At 65.0% G+C, this 16,391-nt stretch carries 14 protein-coding genes; 10 read left to right on the top strand and 4 right to left on the bottom strand.

Translation table 11 applies throughout. The annotated features are described in order from the left end of the window. Window positions 1-23 precede the first annotated feature (23 nt). From flhB to DB032_RS16130, 6 genes are read left to right on the top strand one after another with little or no spacing between them, the layout of a single operon-like run. Complete coding sequence (gene flhB, locus DB032_RS16105) at window positions 24-1,181, top strand: flagellar biosynthesis protein FlhB (RefSeq protein ID WP_107800370.1); 1,158 nt, start codon at window positions 24-26, stop codon at window positions 1,179-1,181. A 48-nt stretch (window positions 1,182-1,229) separates the two neighbouring features. Next, a complete protein-coding gene (gene flhA / locus DB032_RS16110; RefSeq protein ID WP_107801935.1) occupies window positions 1,230-3,311 on the top strand; it encodes a flagellar biosynthesis protein FlhA in 2,082 nt (693 codons plus the stop codon). A 6-nt stretch (window positions 3,312-3,317) separates the two neighbouring features. Further along, window positions 3,318-4,802: a flagellar biosynthesis protein FlhF gene (flhF, locus tag DB032_RS16115; RefSeq protein WP_107800371.1), complete on the top strand. Its 1,485-nt coding sequence runs from the start codon at window positions 3,318-3,320 to the stop codon at window positions 4,800-4,802. Window positions 4,803-4,807: 5 nt separating this feature from the next. Further along, window positions 4,808-5,677 (top strand): flagellar synthesis regulator FleN, encoded by an 870-nt coding sequence (locus DB032_RS16120; protein ID WP_107800372.1) that lies wholly within the window; start codon window positions 4,808-4,810, stop codon window positions 5,675-5,677. Then, the gene (locus tag DB032_RS16125; RefSeq protein ID WP_107800373.1) at window positions 5,674-6,420 is read left to right on the top strand and encodes an RNA polymerase sigma factor FliA; all 747 of its coding nucleotides are present in this window, start codon (window positions 5,674-5,676) and stop codon (window positions 6,418-6,420) included. Before DB032_RS16120 ends, DB032_RS16125 begins: the two co-directional genes overlap by 4 nt. A gap of 46 nt (window positions 6,421-6,466) precedes the next feature. Beyond that, window positions 6,467-7,216, top strand: coding sequence for a flagellar motor protein (locus tag DB032_RS16130; RefSeq protein WP_081545394.1), 750 nt, complete (start codon window positions 6,467-6,469; stop codon window positions 7,214-7,216). 341 nt (window positions 7,217-7,557) lie between these two features. Here DB032_RS16130 and DB032_RS16135 read toward each other — a convergent pair whose 3' ends face one another. Further along, on the bottom strand, window positions 7,558-7,797 hold the full coding sequence (locus tag DB032_RS16135) for a hypothetical protein (RefSeq protein ID WP_107800374.1): 240 nt from the start codon (window positions 7,795-7,797) through the stop codon (window positions 7,558-7,560). A 22-nt stretch (window positions 7,798-7,819) separates the two neighbouring features. Here DB032_RS16135 and DB032_RS16140 point away from each other — a divergent pair, with 22 nt between their 5' ends. Beyond that, the gene (locus tag DB032_RS16140; protein WP_158274326.1) at window positions 7,820-8,791 is read left to right on the top strand and encodes a cytotoxic necrotizing factor Rho-activating domain-containing protein; all 972 of its coding nucleotides are present in this window, start codon (window positions 7,820-7,822) and stop codon (window positions 8,789-8,791) included. A 29-nt stretch (window positions 8,792-8,820) separates the two neighbouring features. On the opposite strand, the gene DB032_RS16145 is transcribed toward DB032_RS16140, so the two are convergent. Further along, the gene (locus DB032_RS16145; protein WP_107800376.1) at window positions 8,821-9,705 is read right to left on the bottom strand and encodes a LysR family transcriptional regulator; all 885 of its coding nucleotides are present in this window, start codon (window positions 9,703-9,705) and stop codon (window positions 8,821-8,823) included. A gap of 103 nt (window positions 9,706-9,808) precedes the next feature. Here DB032_RS16145 and DB032_RS16150 point away from each other — a divergent pair, with 103 nt between their 5' ends. From DB032_RS16150 to ptsG, 3 genes are all read left to right on the top strand, one after another. Continuing rightward, the gene (locus tag DB032_RS16150; RefSeq protein WP_019103721.1) at window positions 9,809-10,195 is read left to right on the top strand and encodes a DoxX family protein; all 387 of its coding nucleotides are present in this window, start codon (window positions 9,809-9,811) and stop codon (window positions 10,193-10,195) included. Window positions 10,196-10,663: 468 nt separating this feature from the next. Then, on the top strand, window positions 10,664-13,183 hold the full coding sequence (gene ptsP, locus DB032_RS16155; protein ID WP_107800377.1) for a phosphoenolpyruvate--protein phosphotransferase: 2,520 nt from the start codon (window positions 10,664-10,666) through the stop codon (window positions 13,181-13,183). 88 nt (window positions 13,184-13,271) lie between these two features. Next, entirely contained in the window at window positions 13,272-15,035 is a 1,764-nt protein-coding gene (ptsG, locus tag DB032_RS16160; RefSeq protein ID WP_107800378.1) for a PTS glucose transporter subunit IIBC, read from the top strand. Between the two features lie 77 nt (window positions 15,036-15,112). Here ptsG and DB032_RS16165 read toward each other — a convergent pair whose 3' ends face one another. Together DB032_RS16165 and DB032_RS16170 are read right to left on the bottom strand one after the other, a co-directional pair. Further along, the gene (locus DB032_RS16165) at window positions 15,113-15,910 is read right to left on the bottom strand and encodes a Cof-type HAD-IIB family hydrolase (protein ID WP_199225918.1); all 798 of its coding nucleotides are present in this window, start codon (window positions 15,908-15,910) and stop codon (window positions 15,113-15,115) included. Between the two features lie 92 nt (window positions 15,911-16,002). Continuing rightward, window positions 16,003-16,359, bottom strand: a complete 357-nt coding sequence (locus DB032_RS16170; RefSeq protein WP_107800379.1) for a carboxymuconolactone decarboxylase family protein — start codon at window positions 16,357-16,359, stop codon at window positions 16,003-16,005. Between the last annotated feature and the right edge of the window lie 32 nt (window positions 16,360-16,391).

Here is a 16,391-nt window from a genome sequence, read left to right on the forward strand (position 1 = left end):
GACAGAAGCATGAAACACCGGACATGGCTGAAGATTCCGATCTAGAACGCACCGAACCCGCGACCGCGAAACGGCTGGGCCTCGCCCGAGAAGACGGCAATATCCCGCGCTCGCGCGAGCTGACCACCTTCGCCATCACCATGGCCGGCGTGGCGCTGCTGATGGCCCAGGGCGGCCACATCGCCACCAATCTGGCGCAGACCATGCGCATGCTGCTCACCTTCGACCAGACCACGGTGCACAATGTGGAGCCGGCGCTGACCCGCTTCAAGGAAACCATTTTCAACGCGCTGTGGAGCCTGGCGCCGCTGTTGGCCGGCCTGGCGCTGGTGGCGCTGTTCGTGCCCATGCTGGTGGGCGGCTGGAACCTCACCTTCAAGGCCGTCGAGCCCAAGTTCAGCAAGCTCAACCCCTTGCCCGGCATCAAACGGATATTCTCGGTCAACGCCGCCACCGAAGCGCTGAAGGCCATTCTCAAGAGCGTGCTGATCGGCGGCATCGCCACCTGGTTCATCTGGCGCGAGCGCGCGGAAATCATCGGCCTGATCTCCATGCCGCTGCCCACCGGCATCGCCAAGATGACCGATATGATCATCACCACTTTCTTCGTGGTGACTTCGGCGATGATTCTGCTGGTGGCGATCGACGTGCCCTTCCAGCTGTGGAGCTATCACAAGAAGCTGCGCATGACCAAGGAAGAGGTCAAGCAGGAATACAAGGAGGCCGAGGGCTCGCCCGAGGTCAAGGGCCGCATCCGTCAGATGCAGCGCGAAGCCGCGCGCAAGCGCATGATGCAGGAGATTCCCAGCGCCAACGTCATCGTCACCAACCCTACCCACTACGCGGTGGCGATCAAGTACGACGACGGCATGCGCGCGCCGCAAGTGGTGGCCAAGGGGTCTTTGAAGCTGGCGGAAAAAATCATCGACACCGGCAAGGACCACCACGTCATCGTGATGCGCTCGCCCAGCTTCGCCCGCGCGCTGTACTTCCACGCCGAAATGGGAGAGGACATTCCGGCCAAGCTCTATTCCGCCGCCGCCCAGGTGCTGGCCTATGTGTTCCAGCTCAAGAGCTATCAGGACAACGGCGGCCTGGCGCCGGTGTTCCCGGACCAGCTGGACGTGCCCGCCGAGCTTGACCCGCAAAGCAAACGCCAGCAAGATGCGACGCCACCATAATGATAAGGTCGACGAACCGATTCGACCGGCTTGAGCCATAAATCCAGCATGGACTCCATACTAGACATACTGAAGCGCTTCAAAGTCACCCAGCTGGCCGGCCCCGTGCTCATCATCCTGATTCTGGCGATGATGGTGCTGCCGCTGCCGCCGGTGCTGCTGGACATCTTCTTCACCTTCAACATCGCCGTTTCGGTGATCGTGCTGCTGGTGGGGATCAATGTGCGCAAGCCGCTGGACTTTTCCGCCTTCCCCACCGTGTTGCTGGTCACCACCTTGCTGCGGCTGTCGCTGAACGTCGCCTCCAGCCGGGTCATCCTGCTGGAGGGCCACTCCGGGCCGGACGCCGCCGGCAAGGTGATCGAATCCTTCGCCCACTTCCTGATCGGCGACAACGTCGCCATCGGCATCGTGGTCTTCGTCATCATCACCATCATCAACTTCGTGGTGATCACCAAGGGCGCCGGCCGCATCGCCGAAGTGAGCGCCCGCTTCACCCTGGACGCGATGCCCGGCAAGCAGATGGCCATCGACGCCGACCTCAACGCCGGCCTGATCGGCGAGGACGAAGCCCGGCTGCGCCGCGTCACCATCGCCGAGGAAGCCAACTTCTTCGGCGCGATGGACGGTGCCTCCAAGTTCGTGCGCGGCGACGCCATGGCCGGCATCCTGATCATCATCATCAACATCGTCGGCGGCTTGATCGTGGGCATGGTCCAGCACGACCTGGACGCCGGCGTCGCCGCCAAGACCTATACCCTGCTGACAATCGGCGACGGCCTGGTGGCGCAGATTCCGGCGCTGATCATCTCCACCGCCGCCGGCATCGTGGTGTCCCGCGTGGGCACCGACAAGGACATGTCCGAGCAATTCCTCGGCCAGATGTTCACCAAGCCGCAAGTGCTCTACATCACCGCCGCGGTGATCGGCATGGTCGGCCTGATCCCCAATATGCCGCACTTCTCCTTCCTGCTGATCGCCGGCAGCCTGGGCCTGCTGGGCCGCATGATGGAGAAGCGCCAGAAGGCCGAGGCGCAGCAGGCGGAGCAGCAGCAACAGGCCGCGCCGCCGCCGGAACACACCACGACCGAAGTCAGCTGGAACGATGTCCAGCACGTGGACCAGCTGGGCATGGAAGTGGGCTACCGGCTGATTCCGCTGGTGGACCGCAGCCAGGACGGCGAACTGCTGCGCCGCATCCGCGGCATCCGCAAGAAGATCGCCCAGGAGCTGGGCTTTCTGGTGCCGCCGGTCCATATCCGCGACAACCTGGAAATCAAGCCCAACGCCTACCGCATCCTGCTCAAGGGCGTGGAGCTGGGCCTAGGCGAAGCCTTCATCGGCCAATATCTGGCCATCAATCCGGGCCGGGTCAACGGCGAACTGGCCGGCACCCCCACCACCGATCCGGCCTTCGGCCTGCCGGCGATCTGGATAGACGCCGGCAAGCGCGAAGAGGCGCAGAGCCTGGGCTATACCGTGGTGGACGCCAGCACCGTAGTGGCCACCCATATTTCCAATCTGCTGCAGACCCACGCGGCGGAATTGCTGGGCCGCGAGGAAGTGCAGGCGCTGATCGATCATCAGGCCAAGGAATCGCCCAAGCTGATCGAAGATCTGGTGCCCAAGGTGGTGCCGATAGGCACGCTGCAAAAAGTGCTGCAACAGCTGCTGACCGAAGGCATCCACATCCGCGATTTCCGCACCATACTGGAAACGCTGGCCGATCACGTGGCCACCACCCAGGACATCGACGAGCTGACCAATATCGTGCGCACCGCGCTGTCCCGCGTCATCGTCCAGCAATTATTCCCCGGCGAGCAAGAATTACCCTTGATGACCCTGGAGCCGACATTGGAAAATGTGCTGATGCAGGCGGTGCAATCCAAGACCGGCGGCGGCCTGGAACCGGGCCTGGCGGAAAATCTGCTGGCCAGCGCCGCCCAGGAAACCGAACAAGTGGAAATTCAAGGGTACAATCCGGTACTCTTGACCGCGCCGGGACTGCGGCCTTTGCTGGCGCGCTTCCTGCGCCGCGCGCTGCCGCAGCTGCGTGTTATTTCTCATAATGAGATACCGGACAATAAATCAATTCGTATAATTGCTGTAATTGGGGGAAGCAAGGGCTAATCGAACATGGTGGTGAAAAAGTTTTTCGGCAAAACCACGCGTGACGCGCTCAGACAAGTTCGAGAAGAACTGGGCGCGGACGCCCTGATTCTGTCCAACCGCCCCACCATGGGCGGCGGGGTGGAAATCATGGCGGTGGCCGACGCCGACGTCGCCAACCTCGCCACCAATCTGGCCACTTCCTCCAGCAAGCATCCGCCGCGCAACGCGCCGCCGGTGGTCAACCGCGCGCCGACGCCGCTGCCCACCCCGGCCGGTGCCGCGGTCAACCGCGCCATCGCCCGCACTTACGCCATGCCGGTGGAGCCGCTGGACAGCCCGCCGCCGCCGCGCATCGAAGCGCAAGCGCCGCGTCAACGCATCGAGCCGGCCTTCGCGCCGGAGCCCCAGGCCGCGCCGCGGCCGGCCCAGCCGTCCTATCCGCCGCAGTACGCGCAAGCCGCGCCCCAGCCCGCCGCCCCGCGCGTGCAGCCGCCTGCGCAAACCGCGCCGCCGCCCCGCCCCGCCGCGCCTCCGGTCGCCAACAACGGCGAGGAGCCGGAAGTGATGGCGCAAGAGCTGAAGCAGATCGGCGACGAGATCAAGCTGCTGCGCAGCCTGCTGCAAAGCCAGCTGGCCAGCTTCGCCTGGTCCGATATGGAGGGCAAGGCGCCCAATCGCCTGGAACTGTTCAAACACCTGCTGGCCATGGGTTTTTCCGCCCATCTGATCCGCCAGCTGATCGAAAAGATGCCGGCCCAGTACGAGGCCGATGTCGCGGTCAAATGGGCGCGCTCGGCGCTGATGCACAATCTGAAATGCGCGGACGCCGACAAGGAAATCATGGACCGCGGCGGCATCTACGCGCTGGTGGGCCCCACCGGCGTCGGCAAGACCACCACCGTCGCCAAGCTGGCCGCGCGCGCCACCATGCGCTTCGGCGCCCAGCACGTGGCGCTGATCACCACCGACAGCTACCGGATCGGCGCCCAGGACCAGCTGCGCATCTACGGCAAGATTCTCGGCATACCCGTGTTCTCCATCCAGAACGAGGGCGATCTGCAACTGACGCTGGCCGATCTGTCCAACCGCCACATCGTCTTCATCGACACCGTGGGCATGGGCCAGCGCGACGCCCGCGTGCTGGCGCAGATCGAAATGTTCCGCACCGCCGGCCGGCCGATAGAACGGCTGCTGCTGCTGGCCTCCAACGCCGACGGCCAGACGCTGGAAGACGTGGTGCGCCGCTATCGCGGCGACGGCCTCACCGGCTGCGTGCTGTCCAAGATAGACGAATCGGTGGCGATGGGCCCCAGCCTGGACGTGATCATCCGCAACCGGCTGCGCCTGTTCTACATCACCAACGGCCAGCGCGTGCCGGAAGACCTGCACGCCGCCCACGCCGGCTTCCTGGTGGACCGCGCGATGCGTTCGCAGCAACAGCATTCCCCCTTCACCCTTCAGGCCGACGAACTGCCCATCATGAACGCGGCCCAGGCCGGATGGTTGTAAGCGCGATGCAGGATCAAGCCGCCAGCCTCCGCCTGCTCAGCGCCCGGTCCGCGCGCGCGCCCAGTTTCGCCTTCATCGGCTCCGCCAGCGCCGGCGCCAGCACCCTGGCCACCGAACTGGCGCTGGGCCTGGCCTACGCCGGCCAGCGGCCCTTGCTGGTGGACTGCACGCTGGGCCAGGTGCAGGCGCGCCGTCTGGGCGTGCCCACCACCGCCACGCTGGAAAGCCAGGTGCTGACCCTGGGCGGCCTGGACGAGATGATGATGAGTTCGCGCCAGGGCATTCAGTTGATCAATCTCTACGCGCGCCCGGAAGAGCGCGCGCTGTTCTCCGCCCAGCTATGGCTGAGGCTGGGCAGCGAATTCGCCGCGCTGGAGCGCGACGCCTCGGTGCTGCTGGTGGACGCCCCCAGCCCCGCCCACGACCCGGTGCCGGCCAGCGTGGCCGACAATTTGGTATTAGTGCTCACGCCGGCGGCGGAGTCGCTGACAACGGCCTACGCTAATATCAAGAGGTTGTCCGGCAGCTACGGCCGCCAGCGCTTCAATGTGCTGATCAACCGCGCGCGCCATCTGGAGGAAGCGCGCGAATTGTTCACCCGGCTGTCCGCCGCCACCGGCGAATTCCTGTCGGTATCGCTGCGCTGGGTGGGCTTTGTGCCGATGGACAACGCGGTGCGTCGCAGCCAGACGCTGCGCCGGCCGTTGATGGAGGCGTTTCCGGACAGCGAGGCCGCGATGGCCTTCTCGCAGCTGGCCGCGGTGCTGCCGCAGTGGGACACCCAGGAAACGCCGCGCAGCGGCACCGGATTCATGGATTTGTTGATTGCCGCCTCACGCGACTGGGCCGAGGCGGATGGAGTCAAACCGCTATGAACTTGCCGTCCTTACGCCGAACCGGCTACGCCGCCGCCTCGCCTCCCGCCGAGATCGACGTGGAGGCCTACGCGCCGCTGGTCAAGAAGCTGGCCGGCATGATGATCGCCCGGCTGCCGGCCTCGGTCGACATCGACGACCTGATCCAGGTCGGCGTCATCGGCCTGATCGAAGCCGCGCGCCAATTCGACCCGGCCCAGGGCGTGATGTTCGAAACCTTCGCCAGCCAGCGGGTGCGCGGCGCCATGCTGGACGAACTGCGTCGCGAAGACTGGATGCCGCGCCAGGCGCGCCGCCACTCGCGCCAGATCGAAGACGCGATCCGCCAGTTGGAACACCAGCTGGGCCGCTCGCCGCTGGAATCGGAAATCGCCGCGCAAATGGGGCTGGAGCTGGAACAGTACCAGGACATGCTGGGCGATTGCCGCGGTATGACCTTGCTGCATTTCGAAGACTTTTCCAACGACGACGGCGACGCGCTGCCCGACGCGGTGGCCAATGTCGCCGACGACGACTCGCCAGACCCGTTCGCCGCGCTGGCCGACGGCGGCTTCCGCCAGGCGCTGATAGACGGCATCAAGCTGCTGCCGGAGCGCGACCAGTTGGTGATGTCCCTGTATTACGAGCAGGAATTGAACTTGAAGGAAATCGGCGCGGTGCTCGGCGTCTCCGAATCGCGAGTCAGCCAACTGCACAGCCAGGCCATCGCCCGGCTGCGCGCGCGCATCAAGGACTGGCTCTGACCCTCCGCACCCTGACGCGGCATAACATTAAAAACCGGAACTTCGCGTGGACAAGATAAGCATTGTAGCCATTCTGATGGGCCTGACCGCCATTATCGCGGGGCAGGCGCTGGAGGGCGGCAACATCGGCTCCCTGATGCAGCTGACCGCCTTCATGATCGTCATCGGCGGCACCGTCAGCGCGGTGATGCTGCAAAGCACGCCCAAGCAATTCGCCGCCGGCGTGCGCATGCTCAAATGGATCTTCCAGCCGCCGGTGCTGGATCACGACAAGATGATCCGCGAAGTCATCAACTGGAGCCAGACCGCGCGCAAGGGCGGCCTGCTGGCGCTGGAAGGCTACATCAATCTGCAAAAAGACCCCTTCATCAAGAAAGCGCTGCAAATGCTGGTGGACGGCGCGGAGCCTGACACCTTGCGCTCGGTGATGGACGTGGAGATCTCCATGTTCGAACACGCGCGCAAGCAGGCGGCGCGCATCTGGGAATCCGCCGGCGGCTACGCGCCGACCATGGGCATTCTGGGCGCGGTGCTGGGCCTGATCCACGTGATGGAAAACCTGTCCGACCCGTCCAAGCTGGGCGCCGGCATCGCCGTCGCCTTCGTCGCCACCGTCTACGGCGTCGGCTCCGCCAACCTGTTGTTCCTGCCCATCGCCAACAAGCTCAAACACCTGATCGCCTCGGAAGTCGCCTTGAAAGAGCTGGTGGTGGAAGGCCTGGTCTCCATCGCCAACGGCGAAAACCCGCGCATCATCGAAAGCCGTCTCAAGGGCTTCCTGGCGATGCACGAGTAAAAAGCGCGCGCCCAGCACACGCTTTCCCGCCAGCGGCCTAAGAACCTGTTCAATGTCTACTGCGCTTCAGCGATACAGCGTTGAAAACAAGCTCAAAATGCTCAGGTGCCACGTGCACATTCCGCTTTTTCGCTCGTTTTCGCCTTGTCTCGCCCTTGCTCGCGAGACTTTGAACAGGCTCTAAGCGGCCGCCTTCCTCCTCTCCGCTCTCCCCCTCCCCGTCGTCGTTTTTTGAAAGACAGGCCCCGCCTTTTTCGCTGCAATGGTCGGCGCGGCCAGACCCCTGGCCCGAAACCAAAGCAGCGCCAGCGCCACAGCGAGGGAAAGCCCTTCTCCATCCCCTATTCCGCCTGGAACAGCAGATGAAAATATCGAGTCCGATATCCATCAAAACAATCTACGAACAATTGCTTCAACAGCCGGCGGCCAAGCAGGGCAAAGCCCAAGACCTGAGATTCGGCCTGAGCAAAAGCGGCGCCCTGGTGGTGTACAACAGCCGACTGCACAGCCTGCTGCACCCGGATCAGACCAAACGCGCCAAGGCCTTCGTCCGGCAGCTCTGCCAGGACCCAACAAGCCAATCTTTACCACGCCAAAAAGGCCTTGATCAGCCAAAGCCGCGTAGTGCACGACCACGCCAAATACGGCGATCCCACGGCGAACTTCAGGCAGGACGTCAGACAAAACAAAACCGTCACCACCTCCTCGCCGCAAGAAAAGCTCTTGTTCGAGCGGGATAAATCGCAAGTGTTGTCCGGCAGCGTCGCTCCGCTGATCGGCAAGGGCGTGCTTTCCGTCGAAGGCGGCGCCCTGGCCTCCGCTCCGGCCGGCGTCGTCGACTGCGTCCGCCACGACCGGGAGGGCGATAAAAAAGGCGGCGACGCCGTCTCCTCCGACTTCATCAAGTACTCTCACGGCGGCCAGGCCAAAGCCAAGGAGCTGATTCCCGGCACGCCGATCGGCAACTATTACAATAAATTCCAGTTCGGCGACACGCTGCGGCTGATCGAAATCGGCAACGGCCTGCAAGGCACGGTGGGGGTGAAGTTCGACACCGGCGCGCTACGGGACGGCGATTGCTGCCTGTTCAACTCCGGCGCGCTCTCCGGCTGCACCATGGTCTACGCGCTGAAAGCAGGAATGCTTTACGCCTATCACGCCGGCACCGTGAAAAACGGCGACGGAGAATGGGAGACGGCGACCGACGGCGCGCGCTCCATTGTGGACGCCCATAGACGGCTATGCGGCGACCAAGCTCCGCCAGACCGTCCGGTCGGCAATAACCGCGAACTGGCCGCTTTTCTTCGCGATCACTTCGATCACGCGATGATGGTCTACAGCGGCAAGGGGGAAACGCCGGATCTAGCGGACAGCGGCCATGTCCACCACTTTGACTACAACAAGACGCCGCTGGGGCAAGAGCTGGCCAGCGTCGGCAACGCGTTGGCGCTGCTCAAGAAGACCGGCGACAGCCTGAGCCTTGAGTTCCTGGGCGACAGCATGCGGATCAATCACAACTGCGGCGTTCATTCACAGGACGCCGAAATTTACGCGGTCGACATGAGTCGGCTTTGAGCCCACGGCCAATCAGCTACGCGCCGCCGCTACTGGAAAAACTGCTGTAGGTAATCGACGAAAGCCCGGACCTTGCCCGGCACGTGCCGCCGCGCCGGGTACACCGCCGACAAGTCCAGGCAGTGCCAGTCGTAATCGCTGAGCAGCGGCACCAACGTGCCGTCCGCCAGGCCCTGCTCCACCAGAAAACGCGGCTGCAGGATCACCCCCATGCCGTGGACGGCGGCGTCCGTCAGGATGTCGCCGTTGTTGGCGCGCAGCATGCCCTTGACCTTGACCCGGCCGCTGCTGCCGTCCGGCGCGGTGAAATCCCATAGATTAGGCTGCGCGGTCAGCGCGTACAGCAGACACTGATGCTCGGCCAGATCCGCCGGCGTCGCCGGCGTGCCGCAGCGTTGCAGATAGCTGGGCGCGGCGACGACCAGATCCCGTATCCGCGCCAACCGGCGCGCCACCAGGGAAGAGTCGGACAGATTCGACACCCGCAGCCCCAGATCGAAGCCCTCCTCCACCAAGTCCACCCGCCTGTCGTTCAAGTTCAGCTCCACTTCGATCTGCGGGTACTGCAGATGAAAGCCCGCCACCGCGCGCCCCAGATAACGCATGCCGAAGGACACCGGCGCCGACACTCGCAAACGCCCCACCGGGCTGCTGGCGCCGTGCGATAAACGCGCGTCCAGATCGTCAAGCTCGGCCAGCAGGCCGCCGGCCTGCCCCAGATAGGTCTCGCCCGCCTCGGTCAGCGACAAACGCCGCGTGGTGCGATGCATGAGCCGCACGCCCAGACGCCCTTCCAGACTGGACACCAGCTTGGTCACCATCGCCCGCGACAGCTCCAGCCGCTCGGCGGCGGCGGCGAAACTGCCCAGCTCCGCCACGCAGACGAAGGCGCGGATTTCCGAAAAGCGGTCCATGATCATTTCCTATTGGTAAACAATATTTTTATTAATAGCGGATTTATTGAGTTTTCTCTACATGGTCAAATGCTCTCCATCGCAAACTTGATTGGAACCCACCATGAACCGCTTCCAGAACCCCGCCCTCGGCACCCTGATCCTGCGCCTGTCGCTGGGCCTGATGTATCTGTCCCACGGCCTGCTCAAGCTGCTGGTGTTCACACCGGCCGGCACCGCCGGCTACTTCGCCAGCCTGGGCCTGCCCGGCTTCGTCGGCTACCTGGCCATCCTGGCCGAAGTCGGCGGCGGCCTGCTGCTGCTGTCCGGCTTCTTCGCCCGCTGGGTGGCGCTGGCGCTGACCCCGCTGCTGCTCGGCACCATCGTGCTGGTGCACGGCGCCCACGGCTGGATGTTCGCCAACGAAGGCGGCGGCTGGGAATACCCGGCCTTCCTGATCGCCGGCTCGCTGGCCCTGTTCTTCCTCGGCGACAACAAGCGCCAGGCCTGAAACGACGACGCCTGACCGCCTCCAAGACGGCGGCCCTCTCGAGAGGCCGCCGTTTTTCATTTCGCGCATAACAAAAATGCAACAGCCGCCCGGCCGCGGGCCCCGCCGCCAAGACGCTCGCATTTCCACGCCAAACCCATCCCCGTCGCAGCCCGCCTCGTCCCTCCGCCATCGTCTCCGCGCGAACTAGTGCAAATACGTGAATTCCTACTTGCGCAATTTCTTGATTGCCATCAAGCTGCACCGTTATTTCGATGTAGTTAAACTACAATATTGGCATCATATCGCCAGCTGGACAGTAAGCGTCTGTACTGTTGCCGCGCGATGGATGCCGCAGCGCCATCGAATCAAGACAGGCCTTTCCGTACGGTGTACCCTATCCGGCACGCCACGCGGAACCGCTCATGAAGAAGCAGGCCGACGCTCGTAATAAAACAACTGATAAATTCCCGATCTGAGGAGTTACATATGAGCACACCCTTGCCAAGACTGAAGATCCTCGCCCCCCTCTCCGGGTGGCTGGTCGCCCTGGACACCGTCCCGGATCCGGTGTTCGCCGGCAAGATGGTGGGAGACGGCATCTCGCTGGACCCCACCTCCTGCAGTCTGCTCGCGCCGGTGTCCGGCGTCGTCAGCAATCTCCATTCCGCGCACCACGCGCTCACCATCACCTCGCCCGAAGGCGTGGAAGTGATGGTGCACATCGGCATCGACACCGTGATGCTCAAAGGCCAGGGCTTCCAGCCGCTGGTGGAACAAGGACAACGCGTCAGCGCCGGCCAGGCGCTGATCGACTTCAATCTGGACATGGTGGCGCGCAACGCGCAGAGCCTGCTGACCCAGATCATCATCACCAACGGCGACGAAACCGTCAGCGCCATGCACCGCGCCAGCGGCTTGGCCGAGGCCGGCAAGACCGCGGTGCTGGAGTTGGAGCTGGCCGGCGCGGCCGCCGCCGCGGCGCCCGCGGCCGGCGGCGCCAAGCTGCTGTCCCCGGAAATCGAAATCACCAACCCCGCCGGCCTGCACGCCCGGCCGGCCGCGGTCTTCGCCAGCAAGGCGAAAAGCTTCCAGGCCGACATCCACCTGTTGCTGGACGAGCAGTCCGCCAACGCCAAATCCGTGGTCGGCGTGATGGGCCTGTCCACCCGCAACGGCGACAAGGTGCGCATCGAAGCCGTCGGCGCGGACGCCGAACAGGCGCTGGCCGAGCTGACCCAGCTGCTGCTGGACCGCTGCGGCGAGGCCGAAGACGAAGCGCCGGCCACGCCCGCGCCCATCGCCGCCGTCGCCCAACAACAGGAAAGCGCCGAGCTGCTGGTCGGCGTCGGCGCCTCTCCCGGCCTGGCCATCGGCCGCGTCTATCATCACCGGCTGCAGGAATTCGACGTGCCGGAATTCGGCCAGGGCGCCAGCCTGGAACAGCAACACTTCGCCCGCGCCACCGAAGAAGCCGCTCAGCAGATCGACGCGGTCAAGAGCCAGCTGACCGACAAGGCCAAGCAGGCCATCCTGTCCATGCACCAGGAACTGCTGCAAGACCCGGACCTGCTGGCGCAGACCTACGCCGGCCTGGCCGACGGCAAATCCGCCGCCTGGTCCTGGCGCGCCGCCTTCAGTTCCTACTCCGCGCGGCTGGAAGCGCAAGACAACGCGCTGCTGCGCGAACGCGCCAACGACATCCGCGACGTGGGCCGCCGCGTGCTGGCGCTGCTGGCCGGCGTCAAGCAGGCCAGCCTGGACGTGCCTGCCGGCTCCATCCTGATCGCGGAAGACCTGACCCCGTCCGACACCGCCGCGCTGGACCCCAACAAGGTGCTGGGCTTCTGTACCCGCACCGGCGGCGCCACCAGCCATGTGGCCATCCTGGCGCGTGCTCTGGGCATCCCGGCGATCTGCGGCATCTCCCAGGCCGCGCTGGCCCTGCCCGATAGCGAACAAGTCGTCATCGACGGCGGCCGCGGCACGCTGCGCATCGCGCCGAACGCCGAACAGCTGGCCACCGCCGAGGCGGAGATCGCGCAGATCGCGGAGCGCCGTGCCGCCGAGGCGGCGATGTCGCAGCGGGAAGCCCGCACCAGCGACGGCGTCCGCATCGAAGTGGTGGTCAATATCCGCAACGCCGCCGACGCGCGCGAAGCGGTGGCCAAGGGCGCCGAGGGCGTGGGCCTGCTGCGTTCGGAGTTTCTATTCGACAACCGCGACACCCCGCCCAGCGAGCAGGAACAGGCGGAGGAATACTGCGCGGTGGCCCGCGCGCTGGGCAAGGAGCGCCCGCTGGTGGTGCGCACCCTGGACGTGGGCGGCGACAAGCCGCTGTCCTACCTGCCGCTGCCCAAGGAGGACAACCCCTTCCTCGGCCTGCGCGGCATCCGCGTCAGCCTGGAGCGCCCGGACCTGCTGCGCACCCAGTTGCGCGCCATCCTGCAAGCCGCGCCGCTGACCCGCTTGCACATCATGTTCCCCATGGTGGCCTCGCTGGACGAACTGCGCGCCGCCAAGGCCGTGCTGGCCGAGGAGCAGGCCGCCAGCGGCCAGCATGACGTCAAGGTGGGCATCATGGTGGAAGTGCCGTCCGCCGCCGTCATGGCCGCGCGCTTCGCGCCGGAAGTGGACTTCTTCTCCATCGGCACCAACGACCTGACCCAGTACGTGCTGGCGATGGACCGCGGCCACCCGCAGTTGGCCAAGCAGGCCGACGCGCTGCATCCGGCGGTGCTGGCGATGATCGCGATGACTTGCGACGGCGCCCGCGCCCACGGCAAGTGGGTGGGCATCTGCGGCGGCCTCGCCTCCGACGAGCGCGCCGCGCCGCTGCTGGTGGGCATGGGGGTCAGCGAGCTGTCGGTCAGCACGCCGGCGCTGGCCGCGGTCAAGGCCACGCTGTCGCGCTGGAGCGCGGCGGAGTGCGAGGCTCTGGCGCAACAAGCGCTGGCCCTGTCCACGGCGAGCGAAGTCCGCGAACACCTGAACGCGCAAGCCCGATAAACGAGACTCTCCGGGCATCCGGAGCGATGTAGGGCGGCGAATGCGCCGCCCGCTATTTCCTACGCTGTTGAGCAAGGAATGAACCACCATGTTTAGTCAATCATTCGCATTTCTGCAAAAGATCGGCAAAGCGCTGATGCTGCCGGTGGCCGTGCTGCCGGTGGCCGGCCTGCTGCTGGGCATAGGCGCCACCGATTTCCACACCCAGAACACCGTCGCGCTGGCCATCCTGTCGCTGATGAAGAACTCCGGCGACGTGATCTTTGGCAATCTGCCGCTGATCTTCGCCGTCGGCGTGGCGCTGGGCTTTACCGAAAACGACGGCGTGGCGGCGATCGCCGCCGTGATCGGCCATCTGGTCACCACCGTCACCCTGGGGGTGATGGCCGGCCTGATGGGGGTCAAGCCCGACACCATCATGGGCCTGCCGTCCATCCAGACCGGCGTGTTCGGCGGCATTCTCGCCGGCGGCCTGGCGGCCTATATGTTCAACCGCTTCTACCGGATCAAGCTGCCCGAATACCTGGGCTTCTTCGCCGGCAAGCGCTTCGTGCCCATCATCACCGCCATCAGCGCCATCGCGCTGGGCGTGGCGCTGTCCTTCATCTGGCCGCCGATAGGCAACGGCATCAAGAGCTTCTCGCAGTGGGCCGCGGTCAGCGATCCGCGCACCGCCGCCACCGTCTACGGCCTCGTAGAACGGCTGCTGCTGCCCTTCGGCCTGCACCATATCTGGAACGTGCCCTTCTTCTTTGAAATCGGCGCCTTCCCGGACGCGATCAGCGGCAAGATGATACACGGCGACATCAACCGCTTCTTCGCCGGCGATCCGACCGCGGGCATCCTGTCCGGCGCCTTCCTGTTCAAGATGTTCGGCCTGCCGGCCGCGGCCATCGCCATCTGGCATTCGGCCAAGCCGGAGAACCGCGTCAAGGTGGGCGGCATCATGATTTCCGCCGCGCTGACCTCCTTTTTGACCGGCATCACCGAGCCCATCGAATTCTCCTTCCTGTTCGTGGCGCCGGTGCTCTACCTCCTCCACGCCTGCCTGGCGGCGTCGGCGCAGTTCATCGCCAACACCCTGGACATGCACATGGGCTTCACCTTCTCCCAGGGCGGCATCGATTTCCTGATGTTCAACCTGATCGGCGACAAGGCCAAGCACGCCTGGTACGTATTCATCCTCGGCCCGATCTACGCGGCCATCTACTACGGGGTGTTCCGCTTCGTCATCGCCAAGTTCAACCTGAAAACCCCGGGCCGCGAGGACGAGAGCGCCGACGCCGGCGCGGTGGTCAGCGAAGACGCGCGCGCGCGCGAACTGGTTCTGGCCTTTGGCGGCCGCAGCAACATCAGCAGCCTGGACGCCTGCATCACCCGCCTGCGCATCGCGGTGCGGGAGCCGGCCAAGGTCAACCAGGCCAAGCTCAAGAGCATGGGCGCGTCCGGCGTGGTGGTGGTGGGCAACGGCATCCAGGCCATCTTCGGCCCGCAGTCGGAAAACCTGAAAACCGATATGGAAATCTATCTGCGCGGCGCTGGCGCGGACGCCGAAATCGACGCCCCGGCCAGCGCGCCGGCTCCGGCGGCACAAGCGGCGACGCCGGCGCCCGCAGCGGATCAAGGCCAGGCCGCGGCGCTGCGCCAGGCGCTGGGCGGCGCGGCCAATCTGGCCAAGGTGGAAGCCATCGCCCATACCCGCTTGCGCGTGGAGCTGAAGCAGGGCTCGCTGCTCAATCAGGACGCGGCCCGCGCGGCCGGCGTGGCGGCGATGCTGGAAGTGGCGCCCGGCGTCTGGCATTTGATCGTCGGCGATCAAGCCGCCGGCCTGGCTCAGGCGCTTCAAGGCTGAGCGAACCGAAACGATCCGCACCACGTAAAAACGCCAGCGCAAGCGCTGGCGTTTTTTATTGGCGGGGCCCGTCTCGGCTATAAGGCAAACAACTCGCGCAGATGGCGCGCCACGCCGGCTTCGCGGTTGCTGCCGATGCGCGGCACATCCGGCAGTTGCTCGGCCAGCCGCGCCTGGGCGTTGCCCATCATCCGCGGGTGGCCGGCGGTGCGCAGCAGTTCAATATCGTTCTGACCGTCGCCAAAGGCCAGGCAATGCGCCTTGTCCAGGCCCAGATCCGACAACACCAGCTCCAGCGCGTGGCCCTTGGATACCCCGGGCGCCATCACCTCCAGGCAATCGTCGGCCGAGAAAGTAATGTACAGCTCATCGCCGAAGGCCTGGTGCAGCTTGCGCTCCACCTCCAGCAAATACGCGTGCTCGCCGATGTAGAGCACCTTGCCGACGCCCTCGCCGCCGTGCCCGGCCAGATCGGCCAATTGATAGCGCAGGCCGGAATCGGCGTGGAAATTGAGTAGATACTGGCAGGGTTGGTCGATCAGCCAGGCGTCGTCCAGATAGAAATTCAGCACCGTGCCGGCGGCGAACTCCGGCTGCGCCAGCCGGCGCACCAAGGCGGGATCGATATCCTGGCGATGCACCAGCTTGTCGTCGGGATCATGCACCCGCGCGCCGTTGGACGTGATCAGGTGAGCGCGGATGCCCAGCGCCTGACGTATGCCCTGCACGTCCAGATAATGACGGCCGGTGGCGATGGCGAAACGCACGCCGCGCGCCTGCAGGGCCTGCAAGGTGCTGGCGGTGAAATCGTCCACCGCGTGATTGGGGTCCAGCAAGGTACCATCCAGATCGGATGCGATGAAGTGATACACCATCAAACTCCCGCGACAACAGAAGCGCACAGTATACGCCCGCCCGGCGGCGCTGCCCATCAATGCGAGCGAGCGCTTTCTGGTCCGAACCGGGATCAGTCGGGCGCGCTCTCCCCGCCGAACTGCTCATAGGCCTGCAAGGCCTCCGCCGCCGTCATCAAGGAAGGACCGCCGCCCATATAGACGGCCACTTGCAGCATCTCCATGAATTCAGCGCGGCTGCAGCCCAGCTCCACCAGCGCCTTGGCATGAAAGGCCAGACAACCGTGGCAGCGGTTGGCGATGCCTATGGCCAGCGCGATCAGTTCCTTGGTCCGGTTCGACAAGGCGCCGTCCGCGTGAGCGGCCCGGCTCATCTGGCCGAAACCTTTCATCGTTTCCGGGATTTCCTTGCGCAGCTTGCTCAACTCCGCGCCCAGTTCCGCACTCAAATCAGGGTAATGAAAGCTCATGCTCGTCTCCTTAACATAACAATATATATTAT

Origin of the sequence: Chromobacterium sp. Panama (assembly GCF_003052555.1) — a bacterium.
Lineage (GTDB): Bacteria > Pseudomonadota > Gammaproteobacteria > Burkholderiales > Chromobacteriaceae > Chromobacterium.

Bases quoted from the DNA above. Each gene is read 5' to 3' on its own strand.
- flhB (WP_107800370.1), top strand. From the start codon at position 24: ATGGCTGAAGATTCCGATCTAGAACGCACCGAACCCGCGACCGCGAAA.
- flhA (WP_107801935.1), top strand. From the start codon at position 1,230: ATGGACTCCATACTAGACATACTGAAGCGCTTCAAAGTCACCCAGCTG.
- flhF (WP_107800371.1), top strand. From the start codon at position 3,318: ATGGTGGTGAAAAAGTTTTTCGGCAAAACCACGCGTGACGCGCTCAGA.
- DB032_RS16120 (WP_107800372.1), top strand. From the start codon at position 4,808: ATGCAGGATCAAGCCGCCAGCCTCCGCCTGCTCAGCGCCCGGTCCGCG.
- DB032_RS16125 (WP_107800373.1), top strand. From the start codon at position 5,674: ATGAACTTGCCGTCCTTACGCCGAACCGGCTACGCCGCCGCCTCGCCT.
- DB032_RS16145 (WP_107800376.1), bottom strand. From the start codon at position 9,705: ATGGACCGCTTTTCGGAAATCCGCGCCTTCGTCTGCGTGGCGGAGCTG.
- DB032_RS16150 (WP_019103721.1), top strand. From the start codon at position 9,809: ATGAACCGCTTCCAGAACCCCGCCCTCGGCACCCTGATCCTGCGCCTG.
- ptsP (WP_107800377.1), top strand. From the start codon at position 10,664: ATGAGCACACCCTTGCCAAGACTGAAGATCCTCGCCCCCCTCTCCGGG.
- ptsG (WP_107800378.1), top strand. From the start codon at position 13,272: ATGTTTAGTCAATCATTCGCATTTCTGCAAAAGATCGGCAAAGCGCTG.
- DB032_RS16165 (WP_199225918.1), bottom strand. From the start codon at position 15,910: ATGGTGTATCACTTCATCGCATCCGATCTGGATGGTACCTTGCTGGAC.
- DB032_RS16170 (WP_107800379.1), bottom strand. From the start codon at position 16,359: ATGAGCTTTCATTACCCTGATTTGAGTGCGGAACTGGGCGCGGAGTTG.